This window comes from Stygiolobus sp. CP859M, from assembly GCF_037389975.1.
Taxonomy (GTDB): Archaea; Thermoproteota; Thermoprotei_A; order Sulfolobales; family Sulfolobaceae; genus Stygiolobus.
The window spans coordinates 101,863-115,605 of record NZ_JBBHKS010000022.1 but is presented as its reverse complement, the minus strand read 5'-3'; the positions used below and the strand labels follow the sequence as shown (position 1 = coordinate 115,605).

18 protein-coding genes are annotated in these 13,743 nt (G+C 39.1%); 16 read left to right on the top strand and 2 right to left on the bottom strand.

What is annotated here, in order from left to right:
- The first annotated feature begins 120 nt into the window (after nt 1-120).
- A complete protein-coding gene (locus WIW72_RS10835; RefSeq protein ID WP_337721461.1) occupies nt 121-1,467 on the top strand; it encodes an APC family permease in 1,347 nt (448 codons plus the stop codon).
- Nucleotides 1,468-1,522: 55 nt separating this feature from the next.
- Here WIW72_RS10835 and WIW72_RS10830 read toward each other — a convergent pair whose 3' ends face one another.
- Nucleotides 1,523-1,702, bottom strand: coding sequence for a hypothetical protein (locus tag WIW72_RS10830; RefSeq protein WP_443295021.1), 180 nt, complete (start codon nt 1,700-1,702; stop codon nt 1,523-1,525).
- Between the two features lie 145 nt (nt 1,703-1,847).
- Here WIW72_RS10830 and cbiG point away from each other — a divergent pair, with 145 nt between their 5' ends.
- From cbiG to WIW72_RS10780, 10 genes are read left to right on the top strand one after another with little or no spacing between them, the layout of a single operon-like run.
- Nucleotides 1,848-2,822, top strand: a complete 975-nt coding sequence (gene cbiG, locus WIW72_RS10825) for a cobalt-precorrin 5A hydrolase (protein WP_337721459.1) — start codon at nt 1,848-1,850, stop codon at nt 2,820-2,822.
- A complete protein-coding gene (locus WIW72_RS10820) occupies nt 2,815-3,495 on the top strand; it encodes a cobalt-precorrin-7 (C(5))-methyltransferase (protein ID WP_337721458.1) in 681 nt (226 codons plus the stop codon). The genes cbiG and WIW72_RS10820 overlap by 8 nt, the downstream gene beginning before the upstream one ends.
- Before the next feature lie 47 nt (nt 3,496-3,542).
- Nucleotides 3,543-4,538, top strand: coding sequence for a precorrin-8X methylmutase (locus WIW72_RS10815; RefSeq protein WP_337721457.1), 996 nt, complete (start codon nt 3,543-3,545; stop codon nt 4,536-4,538).
- The gene (locus WIW72_RS10810; protein ID WP_337719878.1) at nt 4,535-5,296 is read left to right on the top strand and encodes a precorrin-3B C(17)-methyltransferase; all 762 of its coding nucleotides are present in this window, start codon (nt 4,535-4,537) and stop codon (nt 5,294-5,296) included. Before WIW72_RS10815 ends, WIW72_RS10810 begins: the two co-directional genes overlap by 4 nt.
- Complete coding sequence (cbiD, locus tag WIW72_RS10805; RefSeq protein WP_337721456.1) at nt 5,274-6,323, top strand: cobalt-precorrin-5B (C(1))-methyltransferase CbiD; 1,050 nt, start codon at nt 5,274-5,276, stop codon at nt 6,321-6,323. Before WIW72_RS10810 ends, cbiD begins: the two co-directional genes overlap by 23 nt.
- On the top strand, nt 6,320-6,901 hold the full coding sequence (cbiT, locus tag WIW72_RS10800) for a precorrin-6Y C5,15-methyltransferase (decarboxylating) subunit CbiT (protein ID WP_337702757.1): 582 nt from the start codon (nt 6,320-6,322) through the stop codon (nt 6,899-6,901). Before cbiD ends, cbiT begins: the two co-directional genes overlap by 4 nt.
- A complete protein-coding gene (locus WIW72_RS10795) occupies nt 6,898-7,578 on the top strand; it encodes a cobalt-factor II C(20)-methyltransferase (protein WP_337721455.1) in 681 nt (226 codons plus the stop codon). Before cbiT ends, WIW72_RS10795 begins: the two co-directional genes overlap by 4 nt.
- Nucleotides 7,571-8,353: a precorrin-4 C(11)-methyltransferase gene (gene cobM / locus WIW72_RS10790; RefSeq protein ID WP_337721475.1), complete on the top strand. Its 783-nt coding sequence runs from the start codon at nt 7,571-7,573 to the stop codon at nt 8,351-8,353. Before WIW72_RS10795 ends, cobM begins: the two co-directional genes overlap by 8 nt.
- Nucleotides 8,354-8,391: 38 nt before the next feature.
- The gene (locus tag WIW72_RS10785; RefSeq protein WP_337721454.1) at nt 8,392-8,604 is read left to right on the top strand and encodes a hypothetical protein; all 213 of its coding nucleotides are present in this window, start codon (nt 8,392-8,394) and stop codon (nt 8,602-8,604) included.
- Between the two features lie 41 nt (nt 8,605-8,645).
- Nucleotides 8,646-9,122: a hypothetical protein gene (locus tag WIW72_RS10780; RefSeq protein ID WP_337721453.1), complete on the top strand. Its 477-nt coding sequence runs from the start codon at nt 8,646-8,648 to the stop codon at nt 9,120-9,122.
- A gap of 437 nt (nt 9,123-9,559) precedes the next feature.
- Here WIW72_RS10780 and WIW72_RS10775 read toward each other — a convergent pair whose 3' ends face one another.
- The gene (locus WIW72_RS10775) at nt 9,560-9,919 is read right to left on the bottom strand and encodes a DUF1059 domain-containing protein (RefSeq protein WP_337721474.1); all 360 of its coding nucleotides are present in this window, start codon (nt 9,917-9,919) and stop codon (nt 9,560-9,562) included.
- Between the two features lie 116 nt (nt 9,920-10,035).
- On the opposite strand from WIW72_RS10775, the gene WIW72_RS10770 reads away from it, so the two are divergent.
- The 5 genes from WIW72_RS10770 to WIW72_RS10750 all read left to right on the top strand — a co-directional run bounded on the left by WIW72_RS10770 (nt 10,036) and on the right by WIW72_RS10750 (nt 13,720).
- Nucleotides 10,036-10,230, top strand: a complete 195-nt coding sequence (locus WIW72_RS10770) for a DUF1059 domain-containing protein (protein WP_337721452.1) — start codon at nt 10,036-10,038, stop codon at nt 10,228-10,230.
- Nucleotides 10,231-10,306: 76 nt separating this feature from the next.
- Entirely contained in the window at nt 10,307-11,056 is a 750-nt protein-coding gene (locus tag WIW72_RS10765; RefSeq protein ID WP_337721451.1) for an SDR family oxidoreductase, read from the top strand.
- Between the two features lie 33 nt (nt 11,057-11,089).
- A complete protein-coding gene (gene tsaA, locus WIW72_RS10760) occupies nt 11,090-11,500 on the top strand; it encodes a tRNA (N6-threonylcarbamoyladenosine(37)-N6)-methyltransferase TrmO (protein WP_337721450.1) in 411 nt (136 codons plus the stop codon).
- Between the two features lie 114 nt (nt 11,501-11,614).
- Nucleotides 11,615-12,220, top strand: coding sequence for a hypothetical protein (locus tag WIW72_RS10755; protein WP_337702746.1), 606 nt, complete (start codon nt 11,615-11,617; stop codon nt 12,218-12,220).
- A 48-nt stretch (nt 12,221-12,268) separates the two neighbouring features.
- The gene (locus WIW72_RS10750; RefSeq protein ID WP_337721449.1) at nt 12,269-13,720 is read left to right on the top strand and encodes a DUF973 family protein; all 1,452 of its coding nucleotides are present in this window, start codon (nt 12,269-12,271) and stop codon (nt 13,718-13,720) included.
- Nucleotides 13,721-13,743 lie beyond the last annotated feature (23 nt).

The following is a 13,743-nucleotide window of genomic DNA, read 5'->3' as shown; positions in this document are numbered from 1 at the left end:
GCTCTTATTGTTCTTTGCAATATTGGATAAATAATTAGTGATTTTTCCTAATAACTTTGTATAAATTAAATTTTAGTAGTAAGTTTTTTTAATGAAAAGGGTGATGAAGAAGTTTAGCGTATGTCAAAGTCGTCACAGAGAGGAGTTCAAAAGCCGACTAGAGAGATAGGGCTAAGAGACCTAGTTTTTATGAGTCTTGGAGGACAATCACCCTTCCTGAGCATATTAGTTTATGGCGTGGCTTCTTATTCGTACGGTGGATCATTTGCACCAGTAGCTATTATTTTGGGTACTTTATTAGTTCTGCTAAACGGTCTAGTAGCATATAAACTTTCAACTAAGTTTACGCAGAGTGGAGGCTACTACACGTACTCTTATTACTCCCTAACTAAACGTCTCGGTTTTGAGACAGGCTGGACTTACTTGTTGTATTCAGCCTTATACGGTAGCGCGTATGTGTTAGGCGCAGTTGCCGTACTCTCGACTATATTACCACTTTTCGACACTTATCAAATAGCGCTTGTATTCCTTGTTTTGGCTTCAGCATTTGCCCTATTGGGAAATAAACCTTCATTTAAATATGCAATGTTTGCCAGTATCTTAGAAATAATAATGATGGGGTTCTTAGCAATAACGTTTCTATATTCTACTCACTTTACCTTTTACAATCCAGTATCTAAAATCCCACCACTTTCCGCATTAGCTGCCGCGGTTATATTCGGCTCTAGCATTCCAACCGGATATGGTTCAATAACTCCTTTATCCGGTGAGGTAAAAGACCCAAAGAAAACAGTCCCAAGGGCCATAGTTACAGTAATATTATTAGGAGGTCTACTCGCATCATTCGATGTCTATGCTATTGTAGACCATATAGTATATTACCACTTACAATTAAACTCTTCAATATCCCTACTTACGCTAATTCAGGATAGATTCGGTTTAGCTACACTAGCGTTTGCAACAATAGCTGCAATTAATGACGGGATACTTGCTACATTAACTTTTATGTTTTCTACATCTAGAACAATTTATGCTATGGCAGTAAACGGATTCTTTCATGAAAAACTGGCAGAACTTAAGAACGGTAGAGAGCCGTTCAATGCGGTGTTGGTTACAGTGGGAGCTTATTGGTTAATAGTCATGCTGTCCTTAATCATGTTTGGTGGTAACGCGTACAATGCTTTTCTAACTGTAAGTTTTGTATCCTTGCTGGGTAACTTATACGTCCATCTAGCAACTGATTTTTCTCTAACTAGGATATCCTTGAAGAGACTGAGGAAGAGAAAGGTAGAGATATCTCTATCTTTAGGAGCTGCGTTATTCACGATGTATGTTATGATAACCTCAATTCCCTCCGGTACGGAAGTGACGCTAGGAGCTTTCGTGCTTTGGTTATTGGCAGGATTTATGGTAGCCGAAATAATAGATATGGCAAGACAAGAACAAGAGGACGAAAGGATAAGATAGAAGTAATTACTACTTGGCTAATTAACTATTACCTTACGCTTTGAACCGTTTGCCCCTACACTTTCATTTCAATCATTTTATGTTCATTCATGATCGAGTGTAGGGACTTAGCCCTCAACCACCTACTTAAGGTAGGTAGGTCATGGGACTCCTTCGAGCCCAACGGCACGGGGCTCCCATCTCTGCAATCACTCCCACACTTTTGCCCACATCGGTGTGAGAGTTCATCATTTATCAACGCAAATTCGTTATAAACAGATATAAAAAATTTCTATTAACGTGAAAAAGGATTCAGCCCTTCCCCTTTTTTAAGAGAGATATCCCCGTTAATTAGGTTTTAAAAAGTAACGTATTTATTCCTTAATACAAGAGTTAAGTGGATGTGGTGGCGTAGGGGTATTGCCGTAATTTACGCTTCTAATGAGCAGAGCGGAAAGAAGGTTGCCGACGTAATAAAAAATAAGGGCTATCCCGTTTCCCTATTGCGTTATAGCTTAGAAAACGTGGAAAAATTATGGAAATGCTATGACGCACTAGTTTTTGTAATGGCTCTGGGAGGAGTGGTAAGGAGTATTTGTAAATTTGCTCAAGGAAAGGACAAGGATCCAGCAGTGATTGCTGTAGACGACGAGTTTAAATTTGTCATTCCGGTTATCGGTTCTCACTGGGGAGCAAACGATCTTGCAAAGGAGATTTCCGAAGCCCTAAACTCCACTTTAGTTATCACTACAGCAAGCGAACAGAGGGGTGTAACTAGCGTAGAAGAGCTTGCAAATTTACTCATAGCTAAGGTCGTTAACGTTAATGCGATAGTTAAGGTTACTTCAGCTCTGTTAAGAGGGGAGAGAGTATGTGTGAAAGGAATTTCATCTCTGCCTCCGCAGGTAAAAGGCAACTACGTCATAGGTGATGGTTGTAAGTACTCAGTGATTATTACAGACAACAATAGGTGTGATGACGAGAACGTCGTGTGTTTAAAGCCATTGAGGGTCGCAATAGGAGTAGGGAGTAAAAAGGAGACTTCTCCTAAAACCGTCAAGGAGGCAATACTTTATGTTTTTGATCTCCTTTCACTTGATAAGAGCAGAGTAAAGCTCATAGCGTCTATTAGGGAATCTGCTGAAGTTGCAAGTAAGGAGCTTGGAATCCCTTTCAGGAAGATAACCCTTGAAGAGATCAACTCATTTAATGACGAGTGTCTAACGCCTCCCTCAGAGAAACTCACTGAGCTGGGGCTGAAAGGTGTTGCTGAAGTTTCTGCCCTCATAGCTGGGGGGAAGGATGCGAAATTGATTTTAAGGAAGATTCCATACAAAGGGGAAGTCACTGTTGCAGTAGCTATAGCGGGTGAGTAACTTGATTTATGTTGTGGGTGTGGGTAGTGGGGATCCTGAATTGATAACGATTAAAGCATTTAATGTTTTGAAAAGAGTGGACGTTATCGCAGGCTGGAGAAATGTTGTGGACAGATTTGATTTTCTTCTTAAAATGGATGGTAAACAGTTAATTTATCTTAACTATAAAGAGCAGGAAATACAGATTCCGGAGATAGTTAGCATTGCTAGAGACCGAGATGTAGCAGTGTTGTTCCACGGTGACCCTATGGTCTCAGATTACCAATTCCTTAATAGGATAAAAAGGGAATGTAATAGACAAGGTATACAATATGTTATAATTTCCGGTATATCTTCAGTACTAAGGGCTCTCGCTATAGTCGGAAAAGATCTGTCTCAGATTGTATTTATCACTTTTCACGTTAGAGGTGAATTAAACTACGATGAAATAAAGAAAGCGTTAGAGATCGGACGTGATTTGCTGATTGTCCCAGAACCCTATCCTGACGGAGTGAGGAAAGTGTCAGAAAAGCTATTACAGATAGGCTGTAACCCAGTTCTTACCGTGATGGAGAGGTTGAGTTTTCCGGACGAAAAAGTATACAAAATTACAGCCGAGGACGTAGTTAAGGGCGATTTAAAGTTTAGTGACCTAATAATAGTACACGTACCCAACTGTTTAAGAAACTCATGAAAAACTGTTAACAAAGGTTAAATATATGGATAGACTATCCATATGTTGTGAAAAAATCTGCAATCATTATGATAACTCACGGTTCAAGGAGGCATGCCTTCGTAGAAGATATGCAGAAACTAGCTACATACCTTGAAGAGAAACTTGAAGTCCCAGTTTTTCTATCACATAATGAATATACGGAGCCCAATTGGAGAAACCTTCTACTAGACCTTACTGAGAAGGGATACGACCACTTTGTATTCGCTTTAGCCTTTTTAGGAAGGGGTAACCACGTAGCAAAAGACATAATGGGAGAGGTAGGGGCTTCTGAGTTTTATCAGTGGACAAAGGCCAAATATAAGGACAAAGAGATAAACGTATATTTTACACGCCCTCTAGCTGATTCCGAACTTGTAAAGCTCGCCCTATTTTATCGGGTTAAGAACGCGTTTGATACTGATGAAAGGCAAGAGTACATTGAGGATTCGGAGGAAATAGAGGAGAGGACTATGAGTATAATTAGGGAAAAGGTTAAGGAGGATCTCGGGGTAGACGGAGAAGAGCTGGAAATTATAAGTAGGGCTGTATATGCTAGTGGAAACTTTGAGATATCAAAACAAGTATACATATCTCCTGACGCTATAAACAGCGGTATAGAAGCTTTGAAGGCTCAACTTCCCATACTAACAGATGTTAAAATGGTAATGGCTGGGGTAAGATGGAAAAAGGTTGAGAACTACTTAGATTCTTCCGGTGAGCTAGCAAAGAAATTAGGTATAACTAGGACAGCTGCGAGTATTAGGATTGGATTGACTTCACCAAAAATAGTAGTTATAGGGAACGCGCCTACTGCATTGGTGGAGACACTTAGAGTACAGAAGGAGAAGCTGTTAGAAATACCGCTAGTAGTAGCCTCTCCTCCTGGTTTCACTAACGCAGTTGAATCTAAGGAGGAGCTGATAAAAAGCGGTATACCAGCCATAGTCATTAAAGGTACTTACGGTGGTAGTAGTATAGCCGTGGCAATAATAAACGAGTTAATAAGGGTGGCTATGAGATGAAAGGGAAACTGTTCATAATAGGCACGGGTCCCGGCGCACCCCCTATAAGGACGTTCAGGATGGTAGAAGCCATTAAGCAAAGTGACGTGATAGTAGCCTATACCACTTATGCTAAATTAATAGGAGACCTCGTAGACGGAAAAGAAGTAATAACGGCAAGAATGAAAGAGGAATTGTACAGAGCTAGGGTCGCGATTCAGAAGGTGCAAGAAGGTAAGGTTGTTTCACTGATCTCCAGCGGAGACCCCCAAGTATACGGTATGGCGAGCCCAGCATTGGAAATGATGTGTAAGAACAATTTAGAGTTGGACTTCGAAATAGTACCAGGCGTTACCGCGGCTCTAGCTGCAGCAGCCAGGTTGGGTTCACCCTTAGCCATGGACTTTGCTTCCATAAGCTTGAGCGATTTACTCGTACCAGCGGAAGAGATACTTCACAGAATAAAGAAAGCGGCCGAGGGGGATTTCGTTATAGTTCTTTATAACCCCATAAACAAGCCCTTACTGGAGAGGGCTATGGCTATCATATCTGAATACAGAAAGCCCGACACACCGGTAGGAATTGTTAAGAGTGCTTATAGAGAAGACGAGCAGGTGATAATTACAAACCTTTCCGATTGGAAGAAGCATGAGGGAGTAATAAACATGATAACTACGATGATAATTGGGAATTCAAGGACTTATACTTGTAACGGTAAAATGATTACTCCCAGAGGGTACGATAGGAGGTATAGCTTTGAGCTTAATAACGACTCTTAAAAGGTTCGGAATAACGACCGGAGGGGCGGCTGCAGCGGCCTCTAAAGCTTCTGTTATCTATCTGGTTAGGGGGGAGAACCCTAAGAGTGTAACAATCCCCACTCCTATTGGACTTAGAATAGAGGTGCCCGTTGATAAATATGAAAGGAGAGACGACAAGTACTGTGCAACAGTTAGGAAGTTTGCTGGAGATAACCCTGATGCTTTAGACGGGTTGGAGATTCTGTCTTGTTCTAAAAGGAGTTTATCATTTACGATCAAAGGAGGAGAAGGGATAGGTGTAATAACAAGACCGGGCTTAAGGGGTGAGATAGGGAGTAAGTCTATAAGTCCCACTGCGATGGAGATGATCAAGGCTGCAGTCAAAGAGGTAACGGATGAAAACGTTGAAGTGGAGATATCGGTTCCCAATGGAAGAACGATTGCAAGAAATACAATGAATCCGTCAATCGGTATAGTAGATGGTATATCGATACTTGGGACTACCGGTATAGAATACCCGGTAAGTGACGAGGACTATATGGATCACCTTAGGACGGAAATTTGCGTGATAAAACATTCAGGGAGTAAAGGTCTCGTTATTGCCCCGGGAAACGTCAGCTTTGAAGTAGCTAAAAGGATGTTCGGAGATATAGCAGTAAAAATAGGTGATAGGGTGGGCGATACTATTAAGCTCGCCGAGGAAATGGGATTCGAGAAGGTCACGTTGATCAGCCTACCCGGAAAGCTGGTGAAGGTTGCCGCTGGAATTATGAACACCCATAATAAGTACGGTGATGCAAGGGTTGAAACCATAACTTATGCTTCAGTCCTCGCGGATATTGAAGTGGAGAAAATACGTAAAATAGCGAACTCGTTGACAGTGTCCGAGGCCCTTACTTATCTCGACAAGGAAGAGAGGGTGAAAGTTATGAAAGTAGTTGCAGAAAGGGCGTTAAAGAGGCTTAAGTCCATTACTAATATGAGTGTTGAAGTTATAGCCTTATCAGAGGAAGGAGAAGTTCTCGCTAGGGCGGATCAGCCGTGAGAGTACCCGGTATTCCGGATGAGGAGTTCATAAGGGAAGAGAAGATACCCATGACAAAAGAAGAGATCAGAGTTTTAGCACTATCAAAAGCGAGGCTCTTTACCGGAGCTAGGTTCTTAGACATAGGAAGTGGTACTGGTAGTGTGACAGTTGAGGCTGGGTTGATAGTAGGAGATGAAGGTAAAGTTTACGCCATAGAAAAGGACGATTTAGCTTATAGCCTCACTCTGAAAAACCTCCAAAAGTTTAACGTAAGGAACGTGGTAGTTATAAAAGGAGAAGCTCCGGACGCTATAAGTGAAATTAACGAGCAATTGGACTCCGTGTTTATCGGTGGAGGATCGGAGAGGATAAGGGAAATAATAACCGCTATAGACCCAAAACTGAAGAAAGGAGGTAGAGTAGTTGCCGATGCTATACTATTAGAGACCGCCGTCAGTGCGACGAATGCATTAGTAGAGCTCGGGTACAAAACCGAGCTTATAGAGGTCATTGTGGCGAAAGGTATGAAGACAAGTAAAGGGTATGCGATGATATCTAGGAACCCCGTTTTCATTATTTACGGTGAGAAGACTTGACGAAAGAGTTGTTTGTTATAGGTCTGGGTCCAGGAGACCCCGAGCTAGTAACGATAAAGGCAAGCAAGATTCTCTCATTGTCTAAAGTAGTTTTTGTCCCTTACTCCACTACCACTAACAGAAGTCTTGCATTGAGCGTTATCTCTCCTTATATCTCCCAAATGGCGAAAGTAGTCCCTCTTGGTTTCCCTATGGGTAAAGAAGTAGATGAGGACTCTCTGAGAAAGATAGGGGATGATATCTGTAATAACGTTGAGGACGGGGTTAACTCATTTGTAACTTTAGGTGACCCATCTCTCTACAGTACTTACTACAGAGTTTCCAAGTTTATTAACTGTATAGATAAAATCGACCTAATCCCCGGGGTCTCATCGATTACAGCTTGTGCAAATAAGGGTAAGTTACCTCTAGCATTAGGGAATGAAGGTATTGCAATTATTCCAGCGGATAGGCTAGATCTGATATCAGAAGCTAACGGTAAGTTCGATACCATAATAGTGTTAAAGGCTAACGTTAATCTTCGGGACATAAAGACATTACTTGAGTCCCAATATAAGCTTATTTATGCTCGTAGGTGTTATTTAGAAGGAGAGAAAATAATTACTTGGGATACCTCGATTTCGGACAAGGATTATTTTTCTATGATTATAGGGGTGAAAAAACGTGAAAATGGGTAAGGTAGTGTTTATAGGAGCGGGACCGGGAGACCCGGAGTTACTAACTGTAAAAGCTAAGAACCGGTTGGAAGAAGCAGACGTAGTTTTATACGCCGGTTCCCTAGTCAATCCAGAAGTGTTAAAGTGGGCAAGGAAAGATGCGGAAATAGTCGACACGGCTTCACTAACATTAGAGGAAATAACTGATATAATGATAAAGAGGGCTAAGGAAGGTAAGCTCGTAGCAAGGCTGAAGTCAGGTGACTTCTCCATATACGGGGCTTTGATCGAAGAGGTATGGGCGTTAGAAAATGCTGGAGTCCCTTATGAACTAGTACCTGGGATAACTGCAGCAATTGGGGCAGCAAGCGTTTTGGGAATTGAACTGACCTTACCAAAAATATCTCAGACCCTTATTATAACTAGGGCTTCTGGAGCAGTCCCCATGGAAGGTTCTATAAAGGACTACGCCCCTCACTTGATGAAAGGGGCTTCTATGGCTATATATACTGGAGTCCAACTCATAGACAAGGTTGTCAGAGAACTGAAAGAGGGAGGAGTACCAGACGATATGCCCGTTGTTGTAGTTTATAAGGCTACATGGCCAGATCAGAAAATTATACGCGGAACTGTAGGGGACATAGCTCAGAAAGTTAAGGCCGAGAAGATAACAAAAGATAGTATGATATTAGTAGGAAAGATAGCAGACCCCTCTCGTTATAAAGATCAAATCAGGTCGAGTGTGTATGACCCTTCTCACGCTCACTCTTTCAGACCTAAGAGAAAGGAACATTAGGAAGAATTTTATATAGAATGATTAAGTCAAAATAACTTATGATTAACGAGTTAAGGAACAAGGTACTTTTTCCCGCTATTGAAGGTATAGGCTTTATATTAGTTTATCTAGGCTTTAAGACCACTGGAGTTGAGTCTGTAGTCCTTGGTATAATTGGGTTATTGGTCGTAGTCGTTTCAGCAGGTTATTTTACGAGGTGTAAGCAAACAGTCAATCAAACTTCCAATCCACAACAGCACAACCCAAATTAATAAAACGTAAAATTTATTTCTTGAAAATCTATAAATAGTCTATGCCTAAGGAGTTGACTCCGCTCGAGAAATTACAGTTACTCGTACCGGGGTATAGGGGTTACAAAGCTAAGGATCTAATAAGACAAGACGATTTCTTGGTTAGACAAGCTACGATAATGAAGTTGGAAACTGCGATAAATAATCTGGCGAATAGTGAGTCTCAAATAGTAAGAAGCCAACCTTTTTCACCTTTACTCAGAAATATTGAGGACACAATATCCGAGATCAGGACTTTAATAGGAATATTAAACTCAACTCAAGGAGGAGGAGCTGATATCTACGCTAGATATAAAATCCATACTGAGCAATTAGATGAGATATATAAAAACGATCTGCAAATGGTAAGTATAGCCGATCAGATTTTAACCCTATCAAATTTTCCAGACCAAATATCCCAAATAAGAACGCTCTTAGCTAATCTAAAAACTGTTCTCCTGAACAGAGCTAAATTGTTCTTTCCTCCAGAAGTAAGGTAAAAAAGAAGTTAGAAAAGGAGTCTCATAATTTCTTTTCGTATTCTAAACTGATTATTCTAATTCTACATTATCTTCTTAGCTACTTCACATAGGAGTGCTTAACCCGTCATTATCATTTTTGTTCTCTTACTCTTTTTCTATAGTCGAATTTCTTCGTCTTCCTCAACTCTACAGTGTGTTAATAACCGTGGGCTTTCGGAGAAATATCTTCTGACCATAATAATGCAATTCTTAAAGATATACCTTATAGAAAGGATAACTTTTAACCAACGTTAATCGGGAAATAGGCTGTGTTTAATGTAGAGGCGAACCCGTCGTAATTGTAGCAAGGTATTTCGTATCATTTACGACTGGTTGAATTCTAAACAATAATCAAACTTTTTATAGTTTCTGTGATAAAAAGACAAAATTAAAATTAGTGAAGGAGGTAAAAAACTTTACATGACTTTTATTTTGGACTTTATCGCATTTAGAGTATCTTGCGGAATAGTTGACATGTTATGGCTAAGTTTGGCGTGAATTGCTAGTTCGTTCAGTAGTTCTTCTTCGCTATCCGCGTTAATTATCTCAAAACCGCATTTCATTCCTACATCGACACAACTAAAACTATACTTTCCACTCTTCTTTATATTTCTCTTTATCTTTTCTAATACGTCCAGAGGTATAGAGTTCAGATTATGTGACATTTTTGCGTGGATTTTCAGTTCTTCTAATAACTCTTCCTCTGTAGAAGCTCCTCTTATTTCATACCCACAATTCATTCCTATGTCTTCACATCTGAAATTGTATTTCATAATAGTCAGAACGTGCTTAATAGTATTAAACTGATGTTAGAATTTTTTACTTTTACAACGGATTAAATGTTAAAAATTTTCTAATAAACTAAGATATACTTCTTTATTGACGTATTTCTATGCTATTCGGGAAAAAGAAGTACAACTTTAGCTGTGCCGATATAGGAAATAATTGTGGATACGAAATAAGGGGAGCTTCGAGTGAGGAGGAGCTTATAGAGATCTTGAAAATACACGCCCAAAAAGCTCACGGCATAAAACAGATCAATCAAGACTTAGCTGAAAAGATTAAGAAAAATATAAAGAAGAAATAATGAAAAATATTCTCCTGATTTTTTATATTATAATTGATTACTCTTTTTTATCTCGTTACTTTATTCTGTTTGTGATATGAAATATGCACTTGTAACTGGAGGATCAAGAGGTATAGGTAGAACTATAGCAGAAACTTTAAGTAGAGAAGGATATAAGACTATCATACTTTACAACTCTTCCATGGAGAAAGCTAAGGAACTAGAAAAAGAAGGGATCGTAACTCTAAAATGTGACGTAGGAAACAGAGAAGAAGTAAGAAGAGTTAAGCAGCAAGTTGAGGAGTTAACAGATAAATTGCATGTATTAGTGAATAACGCCGGTCTATGGTATTTAATGCCCTTTGAAAAGTTTGACGAGGAGAAATACGAGAAAATGTTGAGAGTTAACCTCAACGGAGTAATATACATGACTTACGAGTTACTACCTTTACTTAAAAACGCAAGTAATGCCTCTATAGTAAACATCGCATCTAATGCGGGAATAGGGACTGCAGCAGAAGGTACTACATTCTATGCAGTTACTAAAGCTGGGGTGATCATACTGACCAGAAGGTTGGCTTTCGAATTAGGCAAATACGGAATCAGAGTTAATGCAGTAGCCCCTGGGTGGATCGAGACTGACATGACAATAGGAGGAAAAAGTGAAGAAGAAGTTGAAAAATTAAGGGAATACTTCAGAAATAAAACGGTTTTACATACTACTGGAAAACCTGAGGACGTTGCACATGTGGTTTCGTTTTTAGTATCGGAAAAAGCTAGGTATATTACCGGGCAGGTGATAGTAGTTGATGGCGGAAGAATAGACAACTTGACCCATTCAGTTTAATACTTTATAAACTGTAGACGGAAAAACTATCATGTGAAATGCTGTTTTGATTATATAGGGTATATAAAAAGGGATGACAATTCAGCCTCTCGTGACGCTCAAGTAAGAGTTATTATTGATAAGAAATATCAAGAAGGTTTAAAAGGTATCGAGGAATTTTCCCATATAATTTTAATTTACCACTTACACTTAGCCTCTTTCGACGGCAAACTAAAAAGAGTTAGGGATTCAAGAGAGGTAGGAGTTTTCGCTACTAGGTCTCAATTTAGGCCAAACCCTATTGGTATCTCAGTTGCTGAACTCATAAGGATGGAAGAGAATGTGTTAACGGTCAAAGGTGTAAACGCTTATGACGGAACCCCAGTATTAGATATTAAACCTTATGATACTTGGGATAGGATAGAAAATCCAAGGGTTCCTCCTTGGCATAACGGAGGAAAATGAATTTTATTTATCTGTACACGACTGAAAGAAGTATTATTAATTTATATTAGATTTAGGGAAAACGTTAAGTTTTAAAGAGAAAGATTAATAATTAATAATAAAGAGGCATTATTTGTGATAATATTTTTAAACGGTGACGGTAGTGAGTATATATCGTCATATAAGGATAGGTTCGCTTCTTTACCAGTTGATATTATAATTTATGCTCCGAAAATTAAGCTTACAGACTTTGAAAGAATTCTTGCAGAGGTCGTAATAGGTGGGGAATTAAGAATCCCTATGACTCTGAAAGATCTTTATAAGTTATTCGTCTTCGAAGATAAAGTTAGAAGTTCAAAATTAATGATTAGATACAAGGGAGACCTGAATTCTGTTTATGTGGAAGAGGATAACTCAATTTTATTAAGTAGGCTGTTAAGGAAGAAAAAGGAATATTATATACCTAATACTGCGTTCTTCTATTCCAAGAGCAAGATAATTATACGTCGCAGAGATAAAACGATAATTATATTGTCTCTCGACGGTATTAAACATTTAGACAAAATAAAAGAAAGGATAGAAGAACTCTTAGATAGGATATCAGCATCAAAACTATATATCTATGTCGATAAGTTTGATACCTTAAATAGCGTTATTCCTACGATTATAAACTCCGCAAATGAGAAGGAAACTGACGATCTACGTATATATGTTAAGAACGGAGATGTTAAATTGATCTAGCCTCTTTTGATAACTTATTTTACTCTTGGAGTATTTACATCAATAAGCATGGCCAAATATTGCAAAAGGTGTAGAGTAACCCTTCCGGATAACTATAACACTTGTCCCCATTGTAATAGTCCTCTTGTTCCGATACCGGACTTCTTAGCCCCCTTTATAAACCTTTACAAGACTCCCCTTAGGATAAAGTTGTTAGATGGGATAATAGACGATTATACTTGGGGATTTACAATATACCTCACGTTATATGTAAATCGAGCATTAAGAATAACTGGAGTACAGTTCCTTCTTAATAATATCGTTACTACTGATGTTAATCCAAATATGCTTAACATAGGCATAAATAAAGTATCAATTAGTTATAGATTCCCACTACCTAAAACGAACATCTTACCTTTGAGATTATACTTTTCCACTGGGGAGTATGCTGACTTACATATTGTAGTTGTAACTAGTTTACCAGCTTCTTCACAAAGATCAGTACAACCGATAGTACAACCATCTAACAAGCTCCCCCCTTTAGAGAAATGGGATCCAAAACTTTGGGTCGGTAAATCGTTAGGCGTTTATAATGTCCTTTCGGTAATAGGTGAGGGTGGAACTAGTTATATACTAAAAGGTATCTACGACAACGTTCCTTACGCTATCAAAGTCCTTAAATTGAATTCCAATACTAGGGGCACCACTATAGTAAAAGGTTATTATTATGATTTACAAGTAGAAGCTTCAAACTTAATTGCCCTCTCCAACAGCAAATATACGGTAAAGATCTATGCCATTAACGTAGATCAAAACTCAATTAAAGAAATTCTGAAGGGTAACACTGAATTGTACCTCAGGGATCCCCCTAGGCTAATAATGGAGTTTATGGAAGGAGGGACGGTAATGGATCTCTTTAACAATCCTAATGTAAGATACTCAAGTAAATGGAGGAAAATCGTGTATTCGATTATAGCTGAAAGCGCTTTAGCTCTTGACCATATTCACAGACAAGGTTATGTTCATTTAGATTTCAAACCTCAGAACATATTTTTAGCAAAACCAGTAGGTAAGACCGGAGAAGAAGTGTACTCTAGGATCAAGGGAATGATTAAGATAGGGGACTTAGGTAGCTCAACGAGAACAGGAGGTAGTATAAAACAGCTTACAGCAGAATACGCTCCGCCAGATCAATTGGAAAACGCAATCCTCGGTAAAGGTGCTGAGACTTCTATGGATATTTTCGCTCTCGGGGTAGTTTCGTATGTTTTACTCACCGGTAGAAATGATAGACCTGATATTTTATCTCTAAACGAAGGAGTAGACTATTACCTTAAGGGCGATATTAGAAAAGCATTGGAAAAAGTAAAGGAAGCAAAAGATGCGTTGTGCAAGTGGGTTATCTCAATACCTTTGATCGAAAAAGAGGTCTTCCACGAGGTAGTCAGTATGCTTTCCTGCGAACCAAAAACCAGACCTAAGGCTTATGAAGTTTACTCTACATTTTCTAAGTTTGCTTAATTTTCAGGCTGGGGTTTAACCTT